This window comes from Streptomyces sp. NPDC096152 (genome assembly GCF_044763235.1).
Lineage (GTDB): Bacteria > Actinomycetota > Actinomycetes > Streptomycetales > Streptomycetaceae > Streptomyces.
Genome location: NZ_JBIWFW010000003.1, coordinates 201,093 through 219,599, shown reverse-complemented (window position 1 = coordinate 219,599; position 18,507 = coordinate 201,093). Strand labels below are relative to the sequence as shown.

The 18,507-nt window shown below is 71.1% G+C and carries 17 protein-coding genes and 1 riboswitch; of the genes, 8 read left to right on the top strand and 9 right to left on the bottom strand.

From position 1 onward, the window contains the following. Positions 1–49 precede the first annotated feature (49 nt). Positions 50–142: riboswitch (cobalamin riboswitch) on the bottom strand. A 176-nt stretch (positions 143–318) separates the two neighbouring features. The 3 genes from mctP to ACIQ9G_RS11205 all read right to left on the bottom strand — a co-directional run bounded on the left by mctP (position 319) and on the right by ACIQ9G_RS11205 (position 3,226). Then, positions 319–1,956 (bottom strand): monocarboxylate uptake permease MctP, encoded by a 1,638-nt coding sequence (gene mctP, locus ACIQ9G_RS11215; protein ID WP_403608232.1) that lies wholly within the window; start codon positions 1,954–1,956, stop codon positions 319–321. Continuing rightward, complete coding sequence (locus ACIQ9G_RS11210; RefSeq protein WP_403608231.1) at positions 1,953–2,225, bottom strand: DUF3311 domain-containing protein; 273 nt, start codon at positions 2,223–2,225, stop codon at positions 1,953–1,955. Before ACIQ9G_RS11210 ends, mctP begins: the two co-directional genes overlap by 4 nt. Before the next feature lie 236 nt (positions 2,226–2,461). Continuing rightward, positions 2,462–3,226: a GntR family transcriptional regulator gene (locus ACIQ9G_RS11205; RefSeq protein WP_403608230.1), complete on the bottom strand. Its 765-nt coding sequence runs from the start codon at positions 3,224–3,226 to the stop codon at positions 2,462–2,464. Positions 3,227–3,678: 452 nt separating this feature from the next. Between ACIQ9G_RS11205 and ACIQ9G_RS11200 the strand changes: the two genes are divergently transcribed. The 4 genes from ACIQ9G_RS11200 (at position 3,679) to ACIQ9G_RS11185 (ending at position 8,413) form a co-directional block, all read left to right on the top strand. Next, positions 3,679–4,962 (top strand): extracellular solute-binding protein, encoded by a 1,284-nt coding sequence (locus tag ACIQ9G_RS11200; protein ID WP_403608229.1) that lies wholly within the window; start codon positions 3,679–3,681, stop codon positions 4,960–4,962. A gap of 119 nt (positions 4,963–5,081) precedes the next feature. Beyond that, positions 5,082–6,068 (top strand): carbohydrate ABC transporter permease, encoded by a 987-nt coding sequence (locus ACIQ9G_RS11195; RefSeq protein WP_403608228.1) that lies wholly within the window; start codon positions 5,082–5,084, stop codon positions 6,066–6,068. After that, complete coding sequence (locus ACIQ9G_RS11190; RefSeq protein WP_403608227.1) at positions 6,065–6,916, top strand: carbohydrate ABC transporter permease; 852 nt, start codon at positions 6,065–6,067, stop codon at positions 6,914–6,916. The genes ACIQ9G_RS11195 and ACIQ9G_RS11190 overlap by 4 nt, the downstream gene beginning before the upstream one ends. A 9-nt stretch (positions 6,917–6,925) precedes the next feature. Next, entirely contained in the window at positions 6,926–8,413 is a 1,488-nt protein-coding gene (locus ACIQ9G_RS11185) for a glycoside hydrolase family 3 protein (RefSeq protein ID WP_403608226.1), read from the top strand. Between the two features lie 154 nt (positions 8,414–8,567). On the opposite strand, the gene nagB is transcribed toward ACIQ9G_RS11185, so the two are convergent. Next, a complete protein-coding gene (gene nagB, locus ACIQ9G_RS11180; protein ID WP_392191111.1) occupies positions 8,568–9,353 on the bottom strand; it encodes a glucosamine-6-phosphate deaminase in 786 nt (261 codons plus the stop codon). A gap of 188 nt (positions 9,354–9,541) precedes the next feature. Here nagB and ACIQ9G_RS11175 point away from each other — a divergent pair, with 188 nt between their 5' ends. After that, positions 9,542–10,177 (top strand): TetR/AcrR family transcriptional regulator, encoded by a 636-nt coding sequence (locus ACIQ9G_RS11175; protein WP_403608225.1) that lies wholly within the window; start codon positions 9,542–9,544, stop codon positions 10,175–10,177. A 478-nt stretch (positions 10,178–10,655) separates the two neighbouring features. Beyond that, positions 10,656–12,119, top strand: coding sequence for a sensor histidine kinase (locus ACIQ9G_RS11170; protein WP_403608800.1), 1,464 nt, complete (start codon positions 10,656–10,658; stop codon positions 12,117–12,119). A 308-nt stretch (positions 12,120–12,427) separates the two neighbouring features. On the opposite strand, the gene ACIQ9G_RS11165 is transcribed toward ACIQ9G_RS11170, so the two are convergent. Both ACIQ9G_RS11165 and ACIQ9G_RS11160 read right to left on the bottom strand, forming a co-directional pair. Continuing rightward, entirely contained in the window at positions 12,428–12,685 is a 258-nt protein-coding gene (locus ACIQ9G_RS11165) for a WhiB family transcriptional regulator (RefSeq protein WP_003992873.1), read from the bottom strand. A 319-nt stretch (positions 12,686–13,004) separates the two neighbouring features. Then, positions 13,005–13,973 (bottom strand): diacylglycerol/lipid kinase family protein, encoded by a 969-nt coding sequence (locus tag ACIQ9G_RS11160; RefSeq protein ID WP_403608224.1) that lies wholly within the window; start codon positions 13,971–13,973, stop codon positions 13,005–13,007. A gap of 137 nt (positions 13,974–14,110) precedes the next feature. Here ACIQ9G_RS11160 and ACIQ9G_RS11155 point away from each other — a divergent pair, with 137 nt between their 5' ends. Beyond that, positions 14,111–14,578, top strand: a complete 468-nt coding sequence (locus tag ACIQ9G_RS11155; RefSeq protein WP_403608223.1) for a hypothetical protein — start codon at positions 14,111–14,113, stop codon at positions 14,576–14,578. Positions 14,579–14,697: 119 nt separating this feature from the next. Here ACIQ9G_RS11155 and ACIQ9G_RS11150 read toward each other — a convergent pair whose 3' ends face one another. The 3 genes from ACIQ9G_RS11150 to ACIQ9G_RS11140 form a co-directional block, all read right to left on the bottom strand. Continuing rightward, positions 14,698–15,858, bottom strand: a complete 1,161-nt coding sequence (locus ACIQ9G_RS11150) for an RNA polymerase sigma factor SigF (RefSeq protein WP_403608222.1) — start codon at positions 15,856–15,858, stop codon at positions 14,698–14,700. Between the two features lie 17 nt (positions 15,859–15,875). Then, positions 15,876–16,289, bottom strand: a complete 414-nt coding sequence (locus tag ACIQ9G_RS11145; RefSeq protein ID WP_356186033.1) for an anti-sigma regulatory factor — start codon at positions 16,287–16,289, stop codon at positions 15,876–15,878. 245 nt (positions 16,290–16,534) lie between these two features. Further along, the gene (locus tag ACIQ9G_RS11140; protein WP_403608221.1) at positions 16,535–16,795 is read right to left on the bottom strand and encodes a UBP-type zinc finger domain-containing protein; all 261 of its coding nucleotides are present in this window, start codon (positions 16,793–16,795) and stop codon (positions 16,535–16,537) included. Positions 16,796–16,857: 62 nt separating this feature from the next. Between ACIQ9G_RS11140 and ACIQ9G_RS11135 the strand changes: the two genes are divergently transcribed. Then, a complete protein-coding gene (locus tag ACIQ9G_RS11135) occupies positions 16,858–18,453 on the top strand; it encodes a Na+/H+ antiporter (RefSeq protein WP_403608220.1) in 1,596 nt (531 codons plus the stop codon). Positions 18,454–18,507 lie beyond the last annotated feature (54 nt).

Sequence of the window (18,507 nt, the reverse complement as noted above, 5' to 3'; positions counted from 1 at the left end):
GCCCGGACGTCAGGGCACCCGGACCGGACGGCCGGGCGCGCTGTCGGCAGGTCCTCGGACTGACGCGAGCGCGGGGCCGTCTGTGGACGGACACGCACAAGTACACCGTTGCGGGACAGTTCCGGATTCGCACCGGATTCCCCTGCGGCGACAGCGAGCATGAGCATACATCTTGTGCCGGGCCGCGACGCCACCCCCAGATGTAGTGCCACCGCCGTGTCAGAGCGTCAACTCGTAGGTGAGGAGAGTGAGGGCGGCGACGCGGGTACGGCAACGGGCCGCCGGATTGCTCCGGCGGCCCGTGGGGTGTGCGGCGGCTCAGTGCGAGGCGCCTGCCGTGGCCGGCGGCAGCTCCACCTCGACGCCCGGGTCGCCCGCGTCCGCCGTGTAGTCCTCCGGCTTGGTCTCGTCGACGCCCTCCGGCGCCTTGACGGCCTTCAGGACGAAGGTCAGGACCACCGTGACCACCACGTTGAGCACGAACGCGGTCAGACCGATATAGCCCATGTCGCCGAGGCCGGGGATAGCCGCCGCCGGGCCGCCGAAGTGCTTCTGCCCCGGGTTCGTCGGAGAGGCCACCCCGTACGCGGCGAGTGTGCCGTACACCATGCCGACCGCCCAGCCCGCGAGCAGCGCCCAGCGGTGGAACCAGCGCGTGAACAGACCGCCGACCAGGGCCGGGAAGGTCTGCAGGATCCAGATGCCGCCGAGCAGCTGGAAGTTGATCGCCACGGTCTTGTCCATCGTCAGGACGAAGACCAGGGCGCCCACCTTCACCAGCAGCGAGACCAGCTTGGAGACCTTGGTCTCCTGCGCGGGCGTCGCGTCCGGCTTGATGAAGTCCTTGTAGATGTTGCGGGTGAACAGGTTCGCGGCCGCGATGGACATGATGGCCGCCGGCACCAGCGCGCCGATGCCGATCGCCGCGAAGGCCACACCGGCGAACCAGTCGGGGAACATCTGGTCGAACAGGGCCGGGATGGCCAGCTGGCCGTTCTGCACCTTCACGCCCGCCGCGATCGCCATGAAGCCGAGCAGGGCCAGCAGGCCCAGCATCAGCGAGTACAGCGGCAGGATCGTGGTGTTGCGCCGGATCACGTCACGGCTGCGCGAGGACAGCGTCGCGGTGATCGAGTGCGGGTACATGAACAGCGCGAGCGCGGAACCCAGCGCCAGTGTGGCGTACGTCCACTGGCCCGCCTCCGGGGGAGCCAGCGCGCCCCGCGGCTTGCCGGTCGCCGGGTTGGTCTGCGCGAAGGCGTCACCGGCCTTGGCGAAGATCTGGTCGAACCCGCCCAGCTTGATCGGGATGTAGATGATGGCCACCGCGATGACGATGTAGATCAGCGCGTCCTTCACGAACGCGATCAGCGCGGGCGCGCGCAGCCCCGAAGAGTAGGTGTACGCCGCCAGCACACCGAACGCGATCAGCAGCGGCAGGTCCTTCACGAACACGTTGGAGTCCGCGCCCCCGCCGAGACCCATCACGTCCAGGACGGCCTGGATGCCGACCAGTTGGAGCGCGATGTACGGCATGGTCGCCAGCAGACCGGTGAGCGCCACGGCCAGCGACAGGCCCTTGGAGCCGAAGCGGCCGCGGACGAAGTCCGAGGTGGTGACGTACCCGTGCTTGTGGGACACCGACCACAGACGCGGCAGGAAGGTGAAGATCAGCGGGTAGACGAGGATCGTGTACGGCACGGCGAAGAAGCCTGCCGCGCCCGCCGCGTAGATCGCCGCCGGGACGGCCACGAAGGTGTACGCGGTGTACAGGTCGCCGCCCAGCAGGAACCAGGTGATCCAGGTGCCGAACGACCGGCCGCCAAGACCCCACTCGTCGAGGCTGTGGGCGTTGTCCGCCTTGCGCCAGCGCGCGGCGACGAAGCCCATGACCGTCACGAGCAGGAAGAAGAAGACGAAGACGCCGAGTTCGACGCCGTGGACTCCGTTGTTCATTCCGAGGCACCTCCGTCCTGGGTGCGGGCGGCGGCGCGGGCACGCTGGTCACGCTGCCACAGCTGGTAGGCGGTCATGGTCAGCGCCGTGGAGATGATCACCCACAGCATCTGGTACCAGTAGAAGAACGGGATGCCGGCGAAGGCCGGGTCCGTCTTGGCGTATGACCCCACCCACAGCAGCGCCACGAAGGGCGCGAGGAGACAGAGGGCGATGACGACCCGGACGGGTGTCACCACCGCTCTGCTGACATCGGGGGAATCGGACATATTTGCGGCTCCGCTCTCTGTCACCTGGGCTATGCGCGTGCAATCTAGCCACGGTGTCCGGAAAGCGAAAAGGTCTTTCCGCATAACAGTTCGGCAGCGTGAGCAACCGTGGCCTGGAAACGGTCGTCGCAGGTCAGGGCGTGTGCACAATCGCACACACCTGATTGTCGAGTGGGCCCGTCGTCGCGGGCATACGTCCGTCCTGACGGGGTACACGGACCGAATGTCCGCGCGGTTCAGTCCTGCGGCCGCTTGAGCCGCGCGACGAACTTGTAGCGGTCGCCGCGGTAGACCGATCGCACCCACTCCACCGGCTTGCCCTGCCGGTCCAGCGAGTGCCGGGAGAGCATCAGCATGGGCAGGCCCACGTCGGTGCCGAGCAGTCCCGCCTCGCGCGGAGTGGCCAGCGAGGTCTCGATGGTCTCCTCGGCCTCGGCGAGGTGGACGTCGTAGACCTCGGCGAGGGCCGTGTAGAGGGACGTGTACTTGACCAGGCTGCGCCGCAGGGCGGGGAAGCGCTTCGCCGACAGGTGCGTGGTCTCGATGGCCATCGGCTCGCCGTTGGCCATGCGCAGCCGCTCGATGCGCAGCACACGCCCCCCGGACGTTATGTCGAGCAGTTCGGCGAGCCGGTCGTCGGCGCTGATGTACCCGATGTCCAGCAGCTGCGAGGTCGGTTCCAGGCCCTGGGCGCGCATGTCCTCCGTGTAGGAGGTGAGTTGCAGCGCCTGGGAGACCTTCGGCTTGGCGACGAAGGTGCCCTTGCCCTGGATGCGCTCGAGCCGGCCCTCGACGACCAGTTCCTGCAGGGCCTGGCGCACGGTCGTGCGCGAGGTGTCGAACTCGGCCGCCAGCGTCCGCTCCGGGGGGACCGGCGTGCCGGGCGGGAGCGTGTCCGTCATGTCGAGCAGGTGCTTCTTCAGGCGGTAGTACTTGGGCACGCGCGCGGTACGGACGGTCGTCCCACCCTCGTTCTCCGCACTGCTGACGTCGGTGCTCATGCTCCGCCTTCCCGGCTCCAGTGCCGAAGCGGCCGACCTGCTGATCGGCCGCGGCTCACATCGTGGCACGGCTTCGCGCGCCGGGTGGCCACCCGTACGCTCCGTGATCTCCTCTGTATACCGCCGTGACCCCGGCTGGTCTAGTCCATAGCGGGACCGGAACGAGTGGTCCAGGCGGACCGGGGCGCGGGGGCGCCCCCGCGGACGCCACTGGTCCGGGGGAGTCCAGCCGTCCGTTTCTGCCGGATGAGCAATGAAAGGTCCCTGCATATCGCGGTCCCGTAACGGACGGCGGGAGCCCGTCGGAACACCCTTGACAGCCCTATTGGTCTGGGCCAAGCTCCCCGTACTGGTCTACACCATTGGTCCAGGTCCCGGCCCCGAGGGCGGTTGCGCTGACGCTCAAACCGCGGGGAGGCAGGGGGGTTTGTGGCATCCCTGAGGAGGGTGGCGTGAAGCGCAAGCTGGTTGCCGCGATCGGTATCGCGGGCATGATGGCCTCCATCGCGGCGTGCGGGAGCGATGGCGGCAAGGGATCGGGCAAGGGCGGCGCGGACGCCAAGGAGCTGACCGTCTGGCTCACCGTGGACGCGCAGAACAACTGGCCGGAGCTGGTGAAGGCCGCCGACGCCGCGGTGCAGAAGAAGCACCCCGGCCTGAGGATCAAGCACGAGTACTACGGCTGGCCGGACAAGAACACCAAGCTCGACGCCGTCCTCGCCACCGACAAGGCCCCCGACGTGGTCGAGATGGGCAACACCGAGATGCTCGGCTACATGGTCAAGGGCGCCTTCGCCCCCGTCGACCCGGCGAAGTTCACGGGCTCCTCCGCCTGGCTCGACGGCCTGAAGGCCTCGGTGACCTACGACGGCAAGACCTACGGCGTCCCCTACTACGCAGGCGGCCGCGTCGCCAACTGGCGCAAGGACGTGTTCGCCGCGGCGGGCGTGAAGTCCGTGCCGAAGACCTACCAGGACCTCACCGCCGCCCTGGACAAGGTGCAGAAGAAGCAGGGCGGCAAGTTCAGCGCCTGGTACCAGCCCACCCGCGACTGGTACGCGGCCATGTCCTTCGTCTACGACGCCGGCGGCTCCATAGCCGAGGAGGAGGGCGGCACCTGGAAGGCCGGTCTCTCCTCGCCCGAGTCCCTCAAGGGCCTCACCGAGTTCAAGAACGTCGTCGACCGGTACATGCACGGCGACAGGACCAAGGACGAGTCCGACCGCTACATCGTCTACGGCCAGGGCAAGTCCGGCATGATCTTCGGCGCCGCCTGGGAGGGCGCGACCGCGGCCGACCCGAAGAACGACAAGACCGGCAAGCTCAAGGACAACCTCGAGAACTTCGTGATGCCCGGCCCGTCCGGCAAGAACATGCCGGTCTTCCTGGGCGGCTCCGACCTTGCCGTCCCGGTGAAGTCCAGGGCACAGGACCTCGCCGCCGAGTGGATCAACGCCTTCACCGGCCCGTCGGGCCAGAAGGGCCTGATCGGGAAGGGCAACCTGCCCAACAACAAGACCGACCTCGCGACCCTGAAGAACGACCCCGCGACCGCCGTCCCCGCCACCGCGGCCGAGTCCAACTGGTTCGTCCCGATGGCCCCGGGCTGGGGCCAGGTCGAGAAGGCCCAGGTCCTGCAGACCATGCTGCAGAACATCGGCACCGGCAAGAAGTCGGTCGAGGCCGCCGCCAAGGAGGCGGACGCCGCGATCGACAAGGTCATCAACACCAAGTGACCGGGCGCGGGGCCCTGCCGTCGGGCGGGGCCCCGCTTCTCGTACGACCGAGTCTTGTACCCCCGAGTCTCGTACGCCCGAGTCTCGTACGCCCGTGAGGGACCGCTGAGGAGCGCGCGATGAGTGCCGCAGACACCACCACCCCCGCCAAGGCGCCGCCGCCGCGGCAGGCGCCGCCACCGGCCGCCCCGGACCGGCCGCGCAGACCGCGCACCCCGGGCGGCGGCGCGACGCCCTGGCTGCTGCTCGCGCCCTGTCTGCTGATCCTGGCCCTGGTCATGGCCTATCCGCTGGCGCGGCTGGTCACCCTGTCCGTGCAGAAGTTCGGCCAGCCCCAGCTGTGGGGCTTCCAGCCGGCCGAGTGGGTCGGGCTCGCCAACTTCGCCGCCGTGCTGGGCGACGGCGAGTTCTGGGCGGTCGTCCTGCGCACGGTCGTCTTCGCCGTCGGCTGCGTGGTCTTCACGATGGTCGCCGGCATGGCGATCGCGCTGCTGCTGCAACGGGTGTCCGGCTGGCTGAAGACCCTGATCAACATCGTGCTGGTGGCGAGTTGGGGCATGCCGGTCATCGTGGCCACCACCGTCTTCAAGTGGCTCTTCGACTCGGACTACGGCGTCCTCAACGCGCTGCTCAGCAGGCTGCCCGGGGTCGACATGATCGGCCACAACTGGTTCGCGAGCGGGCCGCAGGGCCTGGCCGTGATCATGCTGCTGGTGGTCTGGGGCGCCGTGCCCTTCGTCGTCATCACGCTGAGCGCTGGTCTCACGCAGGTGCCCAGGGAACTGGAGGAGGCCGCGCGGCTGGACGGCGCGAGCTCCTGGGGCGTCTTCCGCTACGTCACCCTGCCCGTCCTCAAGCCGATCGTCGTGATGCTGACGACCCTGTCGGTGATCTGGGACATGGGCGTCTTCCCGCAGGTGTTCGTGATGCGGGGCGGCCATCCTGAGGCGGAGTTCCAGGTCCTCAACACCTACTCCTACGACCGCGCCTTCGTGGTCAACGACTACGCGCAGGGCTCGGCGATCGCCCTTGTCACCGTCCTGCTGCTGCTCGGGGTGGTCGCCGTCTACATGCGCCAGATGCTGAAGATCGGAGAGGTCGAATGAGCGGGACGACCACCCTCACGTCTCCCGGGCGCCCAAGGTCGAGGCTCGGCTGGAACCTGCTCGGCCTGCTCGTCTTCGTCACCGCGGGCTTCCCCCTGTACTGGATGCTCGACACGGCGTTCAAGCCGGCCAAGGACGCCATCGACCCCGAGCCGAGCCTGCTGCCCACCGGCCTCACCCTCGGCAACTTCCGCCGGGCGCTGGACATCGCCGACTTCTGGGGCCCGGTCGGCCGCAGCCTGGTCGTGTCGCTGACGGTCGTGGTGATCGGCATGGTGGTCGGGATGCTGGCCGCGCTCGCCATCTCCCGCTTCGCCTTCCGCGGCCGCAGAATCGTGATCGTGGGCATCCTGGCGGTCCAGATGGTCCCGCTGGTCGCCATGATCATCCCGGTCTTCCTGCTGCTCAACGACCTGGAGCAGTACGACAGGCTCACCGGCCTCATCATCACGTACCTGACCTTCGTCCTCCCCTTCACGGTGTGGACGCTGCGCGGCTTCATCGTCAACGTCCCCCGGGAGCTGGAGGAGGCCGCCATGGTCGACGGCTGCTCCCGCACCGGCGCCTTCCTCCGGGTGGTCTTCCCCCTCCTCGCCCCCGGCATGGTCGCCACCTCGGTCTACGGTTTCATCCAGGCCTGGAACGAGTACCTGTACGCCCTGATGCTGATGAGCCAGGAGCACCAGACCGCCACCGTCTGGCTCGGCAACTTCACCACCAAGCACGGCACCGAATACGCCCCGATGATGGCCGGAGCCACGATGATGGCCGTACCGATCGTCGTCCTGTTCCTCCTCGTCCAGCGCAAGATGGCCGCGGGCCTGACCGCGGGCGCCGTGAAGGGATAACGCCACCCGATGACGACATTCGCCCGCGGTACCGACACCCTCACGCGCGACGCGCTGACGGTCCTCCAGCCCGGCTTCACCGGGACCACCGCCCCCGACTGGCTGCTGCGGCGGCTGGGGGAGGGCCTCGCGTCGGTCGGCCTGTTCGGCCGCAACATCGCCTCGCCCGCGCAACTGGCCGCGCTCACCGCCCGACTGCGCGCCGAGCGGGACGACGTGCTGGTCGCCATCGACGAGGAGGGCGGCGACGTCACCCGCCTGGAGGTGCGCACGGGTTCCAGTTTCCCCGGCAACCACGCGCTCGGCGCCGTGGACGACGTGGAGCTGACGCGCTCGGTCGCCCTCGAACTCGGCCACCGCCTCGCCGCCTGCGGCGTCAACCTCAACTGGGCGCCCTCCGCCGACGTGAACTCCGACCCGGCCAACCCCGTCATCGGCGTCCGCTCCTTCGGCGCCGACCCCGAACTGGTCGCCCGGCACACCGCCGCCTACGTCACCGGACTGCAGTCCGCGGGCGTCGCCGCCTGCACCAAGCACTTCCCCGGGCACGGCGACACCGCGGTCGACTCCCACCACGCGCTGCCCCGCATCGACGTCGGGGACCCGGTGCTCCAGGCCCGCGAACTGGTCCCGTTCCGCGCGGCGATCGACGCGGGCACCAAGGCCGTGATGAGCGCGCACATCCTGGTCTCCGCCCTGGACCCGGACCGCCCCGCGACGCTGTCCCGCGCGGTCCTGACCGAACTGCTGCGCGGCGAGCTGGGCTACGACGGCCTGATCGTCACCGACGGCATGGAGATGCGGGCCGTCTCCGGCACCTACGGCATCGAGCGGGCCAGCGTCCTCGCCGTCGCGGCCGGCGCCGACGCGATCTGCGTGGGCGGCGGCCTGGCGGACGACGAGACGGTACGGCGCCTGCGGGACGCCCTGGTCACGGCGGTCCGCGCCGGAGAACTCCCCGAGGAACGTCTCGCGGACGCGGCGGACCGGGTGCGCGGCCTGGCCCGCTGGACGGCGGGCCGGCCCGGCGCGGCGCGGGACGCGGCCGAGCACGAGGTCGGCCTGCGGGCGGCCCGCCGCGCCCTGCGGGTCACCGGCGGAGCGGACTTCACCCCGCTCACCGAACCGCCCTACGTCGTCGCCCTCACCCCGGTCGCCAACATCGCCGTCGGCGACGAGACCCCGTGGGGCGTGGCCGCGGAACTCCGCCGGCTCCTGCCCGGGACGGAGACGGGCAGCTTCGCGGGCGGGGGCGCCGGACGCGCGGCCCTGGACGCGGCCGGAGGCCGCCGGGTGGTCGCCGTCGTCCGCGACGAGCACCGCCACCCGTGGATGGCCGCCGCCCTCGACACCCTGCTCGCGGCCCGTCCCGACACGATCGTCGTCGAGATGGGCGTCCCCCAGGCGGCCCCCCGGGGCGCCCTCCACCTCGCCACCCACGGCGCGGCCCGCGTCTGCGGCCGGGCGGCGGCAGAGGTGATCGCGGGGACGGTCTAGGGTCCTTCTTCAGGGGTTCGCCGCGTCGGGCACGGGCGCGGACGGCCCGGAGGACGAAGGTGCCGGCCACCCCCGACGGGGCGGCCGGCACCTTCGCGTCGCGCTGCGCCGCCGTCCGGGACGGCGGGCCGGACGGGGGAGCGGTCGGCGGGGATCAGAGACCCTGCCACCGCGGCTTGTCGGCGTAGGTGTGCCGGAAGTAGTCGGCGAGCTTCAGCTCGGCGGCGGCGGCCTCGTCGACGACGACCGTGGCGTGCGGGTGGAGCTGGAGCGCAGATGCCGGGCAGACGGCGGCGACCGGGCCCTCGACGGTCGCGGCGACGGCGTCCGCCTTGCCCTCGCCCGTGGCGAGCAGCACCAGGTGCCGCGCCTCCAGGATCGTCCCGATACCCTGCGTGATCACGTGGTGCGGCACCTGGTCGACATCGCCGTCGAAGAAGCGCGCGTTGTCGGCCCGGGTCTGCTCGGTCAGGGTCTTGATCCGGGTCCGGGAGGCGAGCGAGGAGCACGGCTCGTTGAACCCGATGTGCCCGTCCGTCCCGATGCCGAGCAGTTGGAGGTCCACCCCGCCGGCCTCGGCCAGCGCCCGGTCGTACGCCGCGCACGCCGCCGGTACGTCCTCGGCGGTGCCGTCGGGACCCAGGAAGCCCTCCATCGTGATCCCGAGCGGCTCCAGCACCTCGCGCCGCAGGACGGAGCGGTAGGACTCCGGGTGGTCGGCGGGCAGCCCCACGTACTCGTCGAGCTGCGCGATCCGTGCCCGGGAGGTGTCCACGGCACCGGCGCGCACCTTGGCCGCCAGCGCCTCGTAGACGGGCAGCGGTGTCGAGCCCGTGGCCACGCCGAGCAGGGCGTCGGGCCTGCGCCTGAGCAGCTGCGCCATGGCCTCGGCGATGAGTTCGCCGCCCGCCTCGGCGTCCGGAACGATGACAACTTCCACGCTGGGCCTGCCGATCTGAGAAGGCTGAGGAGAGGGACAGGAGAGGGACCGGACCCGGTTGAGGAGGGCCGTAGGAGGGACCGTGTGGTTTAGACCAATCTAACAGAGCGGGCCGCGCCCGGGGCGGCCCATCACGGGGCACGCCGACCCCTTCACGTTTGTCTAGCGGTCGCTATAAAATGCGCGCCATGGTGAGCGGTGGCGACGACACCGGGGCGCCGGGCGGACCCGTCTCCAGGCCCCGCGGCCGCCCGCGCTCCTTCGACCGCGAGGCCGCCCTGCAGAAGGCGGTCCTCGCCTTCTGGGAGCACGGGTACGAGGCCACCTCCGTCTCCGACCTCACTCGCGCCATGGGCATCGGCACCCCGAGCCTGTACGCCGCCTTCGGCGACAAGCGGGCGCTCTTCGCGGAGGCCGTGCGCGCCTACGCCGAGCGGTACGGCTCGTTCGGCGACCGCGCCCTCGCCGAGGAGCCCACCGCCCGTGCCGCCGTCGGGCGGACCCTGCGGGAGGCCGCCGCCGCGTACACCGCTCCCGGCCGTCCGCGCGGCTGCCTCGTCGTCCACGCGGCGACCAACTGCGCGACCCCGGAGGTGGCGGAATCCCTGCGCGAGCGGCGCAACGCGTCCATCGCCGCCTTCGAGCGCCGTATGGAGGCGGGGGTGGCCACGGGGGAGCTGCCCGCGGGCACCGACGTCGGCGCGCTGGCCCGGTACGTCGGCGCGGTCGTCCAGGGCATGTCCCAGCAGGCGCGCGACGGTGCGTGCCGCGAGGAACTGGAGGCTCTCGCCGAAATTGCCATGGCCATCTGGCCCCGTGGATGAGCCGGGCGGGCTAGGCTGCGGGGGTGGACGCGGACGCCCGACGGCGTCCGCTCGGTTGGCCGACCCGGCTCGCAAGGGAGCGGCGGACCGGCGAAAAACACCGATGAACGTCTTCCTGCTCATGGACATGCCGAAGTGGTCTAGTCCAGAATGCGGGAAGAGACGTGAACAGCGCACGCGCGCGGCACCGCCCGCGCGCCACAGGTGAACGCACGAACCTCCGTCTTCCCCGCACAGGAAGACGGACCGAGGAACCGGTGCTCTCTGCCCTGACTGCCCCGGCTCCTCATCCTTCGGCCGACCGGGACCGCACACCCCACGGCCGATGTTGCTCCGGGCTGCGGTGCCGGGAGGGTTGAGGGTCCCTCTCAGGCGCCGCGGCCCGCGGGTGTCTTCGGGGCCGTCCGGCTCCGCCGGCGCGGGTGGCCGATTTCGAACGGTGGCCGAACGCCCAGGTACGCTCGCAGACGTGCCCTCCATGAACGAACTCGTACGCCAGCACACCGCTCTCGACGACTCCGACCTCGAGTGGCTCCATCTGCTGGTCTCGGAGTGGCAGCTGCTCTCCGACCTCTCCTTCGCCGACCTGGTCCTGTGGGTCCCCACCCGCGACGGCACCCGGTACGTCTCCGTCGCGCAGATGCGGCCCAACACCGGCCCGACCTCGTACCAGGACGACATGGTGGGCCACCTCGTCCCGCGCGGCCGCCGCCCCCTGCTGGACGCCGCGCTCGACGAGGGCCGGATCGTGCGCGAGGGCGATCCGGAGTGGCGCGAGGAGGTCCCCGTGCGGGTCGAGTCGATCCCCGTCCGGCGGGAGGGCCGGGTCCTGGGCGTCATCGCGCGCAACACCAACCTGCTCACCGTGCGGACCCCGAGCCGGCTGGAGCTGACCTATCTGCAGAGCGCCTCCGACCTCGCGCAGATGATCGCCGCGGGTTCCTTCCCGTTCCCCGACCAGCAGGTCGACATGGACGCCTCGCCGCGCGTCGGCGACGGGCTGATCCGGCTCGACGCGGACGGCATCGTCCAGTACGCCTCGCCGAACGCGCTGTCCGCCTACCACCGCCTCGGCCTCGCCGCCGACCTCGTCGGCCACCACCTCGGCCGGACCACCGCCGAACTCGCCCCGTCCCGGGCCCCGGTGGACGAGGCGCTCGTCAAGCTGGCCAGCGGCTGGGCGCCCCGCGAGTTCGAGATCGAGGCCCACGACGGGGTGATCCAGTTCCGGGCGATCCCGCTCAAGCCCAAGGGGACGCGGATCGGTTCGCTGGTGCTGCTGCGGGACGTCACCGAGCTGCGCCGCCGCGAGCGGGAGCTGATTACCAAGGACGCGACCATCCGGGAGATCCACCACCGGGTCAAGAACAACCTGCAGACGGTGGCGGCCCTGCTCCGCCTCCAGGCCCGGCGGATCGAGTCCGAGCGCGGCCGGGAGGCCCTCGAGGAGGCGGTGCGCCGGGTCGGGTCGATCGCGATCGTGCACGAGACGCTGTCGCAGAACCTGGACGAGCGGGTGGAGTTCGACGAGATCGCCGACCGGGTGCTGTCGATGGTCGCCGAGATCTCGCCGGGCAAGGTCACCGGCCGGCGCAGCGGCCGCTTCGGCATCCTGGACGCCGAGGTCGCGACCCCGCTGTCGATGGTGCTGACCGAGGTGCTGCAGAACGCCCTGGAGCACGGCTTCCGGCAGGGCGAGACCGGCACGGTGGAGGTCTCCGCGGTCCGTGGCGGCACCTCGCGCGAGGCCCGGCTGCTCGTCACCGTCCAGGACGACGGGGTCGGACTGCCGGAGGGCTTCGACCCGCACCGCTCCGGCAACCTCGGTCTGCAGATCGTCCGCACCCTGGTCGAGGGCGAGTTGGGCGGCACCTTCGACATGGTCCCGGCCCCGGAGCGCGGCACGCGCGTGATCCTCGACATCCCCGTGGCCCAGAAGTAGCGGGCGTGGCCCGGAAGTAGCGGGCGTGGCCCGGAAGTAGCGGGCGTGGCCCGGAAGCAGGGCGCTCGGGTCAGGGCGGTGCGCCGCAAGGGAGTTGGGGCCGGCCGCGGCCGACTCCCGCACGCGGCGGCACGGCGCCCGCGCGGCCGACCCCCGCACAGCAGAAAGCCCCGGACCGCGATGCGGTCCGGGGCCAACGCTCGCTGTTGTGTCAAGCGCGGGGATACTGCGCGCTGCGGCTCGGGGGCGGGAGATGCGTGCGTGCTGCACGCGCCGCCAAGCTCAGGCTGTCAGCGGGGTGGCGTGGGTCAGGCGGAGGCCTGACGGGCCCGGTTGCGGGCGGCGCGGCGCTTCATGGCGCGGCGCTCGTCCTCGCTGAGACCACCCCAGACGCCGGAGTCCTGTCCGGACTCGAGCGCCCACTGCAGGCACTGCTCGATAACCGGGCAGCGACGGCAGACGGCCTTGGCTTCCTCGATCTGCAGCAGCGCAGGACCGGTGTTGCCGATGGGGAAGAAGAGCTCGGGGTCTTCCTCGCGGCAAACGGCGTTGTGACGCCAGTCCATGGCTGCTACCTCTCCTTGATTACGTGCGGGTTGCTTGTGAATGTGAACGCTTTCACGAATCCCTCAACAAGTGAAGGGCCGACCGTCAGGCTTCCCTGGCGTGGTCCTGTGGATTGAAGAGGGGTTCCGGTGATCTCTGGGGCCCTGTGTACTGGGCCGCCCCCGATCGCCACGTAGAGACTCGCAAACCTCAGCGGCGGATACAACCCCTTCCGGAAAGTTTTTTTTGATTCCTCGGTGTCGACTAGGTCACAGCCGTACTTCCATGGGGTGGATCCTGGCCTAAACGTTCGAGTGAAAGGACTTTGGGCTCTTCCGCTCACACAATCACACGCAGTGCACGGCGTACGCCTGTGAACGTCACGCTCGTGCGCAGCCCCAGGTGGTCACCGTCCATCTGCAGGGGCAGCGGCACCTTCGAATGCAAGGTGAACCCGCTCAGGTCGTGCAGTGAGACCGCATGCTTTCCATGCGGTCCCCGCTCCGGGGACGAAGTGAGCAACTGGGTCCCATACCGGGCAACCGCGGCCGTGGACAGACGGCTGAGACCGAGTACGTCGAGGCCCGTGTCGAACGAGGCCTTAGGCGACGTGTACATGGGGCGATTGCCGAGATACGTCCAGGGCGACGTGTTCGAGACTATGGCGACCACCAGATCGGAGAGCGGGTCCTGGCCGGGCCGCTCCAGCGTGATGCGGCCGTGCCGGCGGTTCGGCTCACCGAGGAACTGGCGGACCACCTGCCGCACGTACAGGGCGTGCGTCGACTTCCTGCCGCGCTCCCGCTGCTGCTCCACCCGCCCGACGACGCCCGCGTCGAAACCGAGCCCGGCGTTGAAGGTGAACCAGCGCGCCGGGACCTCCGCGTCCGGCGTGCCCGGCGTCCCCGAGGCGAGGCCCATGCCGATGGTGCGCTCGCTGCCGGTGCCGAGCGCGTCCAGCAGGGCACCGGTCGCCTCCACGGCGTCGTTCGGCAGCCCCAGGGCGCGCGCGAAGACGTTGGTGGAGCCGCCGGGGACCACGGCGAGGCGGGGCAGGTGCTCCGGGTCGGGGCCCCTGTGCAGCAGGCCGTTCACGACCTCGTTGACGGTGCCGTCGCCGCCGAGCGCCACGACCAGGTCGATGTCGTCGCTGTCCGCGGCCTGCCGGCCCAGGTCGCGGGCGTGGCCGCGGTACTCCGTGGTGACCGCCTCCAGCTTCATCTCGCTGGCCAGCGCGTGGATCAGGACATCGCGCGTACGTGCGCTTGTGGTGGTTGCCGCCGGATTGGCCACGAGAAGTGCACGCATGGGGTGCAGCGTACCTACTGCCTGGTACTCGGCCCAGGGCGAGGTAGGGATCGGGTAAGAGAACCCGTGCGCGAGCCCGGCCATGGGGCCCTCGGCCTGGCCACCGGGGGCCGTACCCCGAGGGCTACCCTTCAGGGGTGAGCAGTGAGCAGACGCCCGACCCCGAAGTCCTCGGCACCGCGGACACCGCCGGCCCCCGCCCGCGGCGGCTGACCTACGCGGCGGCGCTGGTCGCGCTGGAGGGATTCGCGCTGCTCGCCGGCGGGGTGTGGATGCTCGTTCTCGGAGTCACGGGCGACGGCGGCGACCGTCAGCAGGCCGTGACCGGCGGGATCACGGTGCTCGTGCTGGCCCTGCTGCCGCTGCTCGCCGCCCGCGGGCTGCTGCTGCGCCGCGGCTGGAGCCGGGGGCCGGCGGTCATCACACAGATCCTGGCGCTGCCCGTCGCCTACCAACTGCTCCAGGCCGACAGCGTGGCCGTCCCGGCGGGCATCGCGCTGGCCGCCGTGGCCGTGGCCGCCCTGGTGCTGCTGGTGCACCCGGCGACGACCCGGGCCCTCGGCATCAAGGGTCCGGGCCGTGCCCGGGAGACCGAGCGGCAGTAGGCGTACCGCCCGTCCGTCCGGGCCTCGGCCCGGACCCATGTGCGGACGACCTGCGTGCGGGCGCCCTGCGTGCGGGCGCCCTGCGTGCGACGACCCGCGCGCGACGACCTCCCTGCGGGTTACTCCTCGACCAGCAGCTTCTCCCGCAGCTGGGCCAGTGTCCGGGCCAGCAGCCGCGAGACGTGCATCTGCGAGATGCCGACCTCCTGCGCGATCTGCGACTGGGTCATGTTGCCGAAGAAGCGCAGCAGCAGAATGCGCTTCTCACGCGGCGGCAGGTCCTCCAGCAGCGGCTTCAGCGACTCGCGGTACTCCACGCCCTCCAGCGCCTCGTCCTCCGCACCGAGGGTGTCCGCGACCGCCGGGGACTCGTCGTCCGTGTCGGGGACGTCCAGGGACAGCGTCGAGTACGCGTTGGCGGACTCCAGGCCCTCCAGAACCTCCTCCTCCGAGATGGCGAGCTTCTCGGCGAGCTCGTGCACCGTGGGGGAGCGGCCGTGCAGCTGGGACAGCTCGGCCGTCGCCGTGGTGAGCGCGAGGCGCAGCTCCTGCAGCCGGCGCGGAACGCGCACCGCCCAGCCCTTGTCCCGGAAGTGCCGCTTGATCTCGCCGACGACTGTCGGGGTCGCGTACGTCGAGAACTCGACGCCGCGGTCCGGGTCGAACCGGTCGACGGACTTGATCAGGCCGATGGTGGCGACCTGGGTGAGGTCGTCCAGCGGCTCCCCGCGGTTGCGGAAGCGGCGGGCGAGGTGCTCGACGAGCGGCAGGTGCATACGGACCAGCCGGTTGCGCAGCTCCGCGTACTGGGGGCTGCCCTCCTTCAGCGCGCGCAGCTCGACGAACAGCGCGCGTGCGCCGCTGCGGTCCTGAGGCTCGTGCCTCGCGCCGTGCGCGTTCGGCACGCCCGGCTCGTCGTCTCGCTCGTGCTCGCTCATCGTCCCGCCCGTTGCCCTTCCCCGAGCCCGCGCCTCCGATCGGCCCGGGGAGACCCGGCCCCGTACCGGTGGAGGCGCGCCCTGCGCGGCATCGTCCTGATCCCGCGGCCCCTCGCCCGGCAGGCCGGGCACCGGGTGGTCGTCCTCCGGGTGCGGTCTGGCCTGCTCGGGGATGCCGTCGATGCCGCTCGCCGGACGCCGGGACCCGGGCGCTTCGCCCTGTCCCGAGTCTCCGGTCCCTCCCCCTTCGGCGCCCGCGCCCGAGCGGGAGGACTCCCACGCGCGAGGGGGAATCCCGCCCTCGTTCGGCAGCTTGCGCGTGCCGCGCTCTTCGTCCCGCACCGGCCCGTCCCCGTTCCTCACGCCGGCCCGGGTCCCGCGCCGCGCTGTTTGTAGAGGCTGATCGAAACGGTCTTGTCGTCGTCCACGGCCGAGGAGACCTTGCCCGCCAGGGCGGACAGCACGGTCCAGGCGAAGGTGTCCCGCGACGGTGCGTGACCGTCCGTGGTCGGGGCCGACACCGTGACCTCGAGCGAGTCGTCGACGAGCCGGAAGACACAGCTGAGCACCGAGCCGGGCACGGCCTGCTGGAGCAGGATCGCGCAGGCCTCGTCCACCGCGATGCGGAGGTCCTCGATCTCGTCGAGGGTGAAGTCCAAACGGGCGGCGAGACCGGCCGTGGCCGTACGCAGCACCGACAGGTAGGCACCCGCAGCCGGCAGCCGGACTTCCACGAAGTCCTGGGCCGCGGGCTCGCCTGCGATCTGGGACACCCTCACCTCCAAGGTGGTACAAGCTTTCTCGGGCCGGGGGCCGACCCCCGGTCAACGCGATAGTGGTTCAGCGGTGACGCTACCGCGCTCTCGACATTCCTGTCCCGGGACCCCAACCGTTGCTGTCACTCATAGTAAAACTACGGATACGCTCCGTGGCTAGAGGTCTGCGGGCCCAAAAGGGAACAGCACGCGCCGGGTTGACGTACCCAGACGTCAGACGGTCGAACCGTCCCGCGGCCCGGTCACACCAGTACGTGATCCACGAAGCACCAGCGCCAGTCCTCACCCGGCTCGAAGGTCCGCATCACGGGGTGACCGGTTTCCTCGTGGTGCCGGGTGGCGTGCTGTCCGGGCGAGGAGTCGCAGCAACCGACGTGGCCACAGGTCAGGCACAGCCGCAACTGCACCGGGTGCGTGCCGTTCGCCAGGCACTCCGGACACGTCTCGCTCTGGGCCCCCGGCTCCGGATGCGGCAGCGTGCCGGCGTGCGTGCACTGTTTCATGATTGCCAGATTACGACGGGCGCGCGGGTGACCGCGCGCAAAGGCGAGGGTGGGCGAGGACGATGGACGTATTGCCGCTGCTGTTGCTGGTGGCGGGCAGCGCCGCGGTGGCCGGTGCCGCCCGCCGCACACCGGTACCGGCACCGCTGCTGCTGGTCGCCGCCGGGCTGGTGGCCTCGTACGTCCCCGGGGTGCCGGACTACACCCTCGACCCCGAGGTGGTCCTTCCGCTGCTGCTGCCGCCGCTGCTGTACACGTCGGCCATCGACAGCTCCTACCTCGATCTGCGCGCGCAACTGCGGCCCGTGGCGCTGCTCTCGGTCGGTTACGTGCTGTTCGCGACCTTCGTGGTCGGCTGGGCCGCGTACCTGATCGTGCCCGGACTGCCGCTGACGGCGGCCCTGGTGCTGGGCGCGGTGGTGGCGCCGCCGGACGCGGTCGCGGCGACGGCCGTCGCGCGCCGGGTCGGGCTGCCCTCCCGGATCACCACGATCCTGCAGGGCGAGTCCCTGCTCAACGACGCCACCGCCATCACCGCCTACAAGGTGGCCCTCGCCGCCGCGGTGGGCGAGGGCGCCACCTGGGCCGGAGGCGTGGGCGAGTTCCTGATCGCGGCGGTCGGCGGCGTCGGCGTCGGGCTGGTGCTGATGGCGCCGATCCACTGGCTGCGCACCCACCTGAAGGAGGCGCTGCTGCAGAACACGCTCTCCCTGCTGATCCCGTTCGTCGCCTACGGCGTCGCCGAGCAGCTGCACGCCTCCGGCGTCCTCGCGGTCGTCACGGTCGCCCTCTACCTCGGTCATCGCGCCTGGGAGGTCGACTTCGCCACCCGGCTCCAGGAGGACGCGGTGTGGAAGATGGTCGCCTTCCTGCTGGAGTCGGTCGTCTTCGCCCTCATCGGACTGCAGCTCCAGATCGTCCTGAGGGGACTCGGGGAGTACGAGGGTGTGGAGGCCGCCTGGTACGCGGTCGCCACCTTCCTGGTGGTCGTCGCGACCCGGTTCGTCTGGGTGTACCCGGCGGCGTTCCTGCCCCGGCTGCTGTCCCGGCGGATCCGGGAGCGCGAGGAGAACCCCACGTGGAAGGGGGCGATGGTGACCGCCTGGGCCGGGATGCGGGGCGTGGTCTCGCTGGCCATCGCCTTCTCGATCCCGGTCACGGTGCACGACGGCGCCCCCTTCCCGCAGCGCAACCTGATCCTCTTCCTCACCTTCACGACGGTCATCGGGACGTTGGTGGTGCAGGGGCTGACGCTGCCGCCGCTGATCCGGCTGCTGAAGTTCCCCCGCCGGGACGCCCAGGCGCAGACCCTGGCCGAGGCGAACGCCCAGGCGCAGGCGTCCCGGGTCGCCGAGCAGCGCCTGGAGGAACTCCTCTCCGACGAGCGCAACGCCCTGCCCCCGCCGCTCGCCGACCGGCTCCGCTCCGTCCTGGAGCGCCGCCGCAACGCCGTCTGGGAGAGGCTCGGCCAGGTCAACCCCGTCACCGGCGAGTCGGTCGACGACACCTACCGCCGGCTGTCCCGGGAGATGATCAGCGCCGAGCGGTCGGTCTTCGTGCGGCTGCGGGACGGCCGCTACATCGACGACGAGATGCTGCGGACCCTGCTGCGCAGGCTGGACCTGGAGGAGGCGGCGGCCTATCGGGAGGCGGCGTGAAGGGCGCTCGCGGGGGCGTGCTCGTGTGCGGGGCGGTCGCGTAGGGGCGCTCGC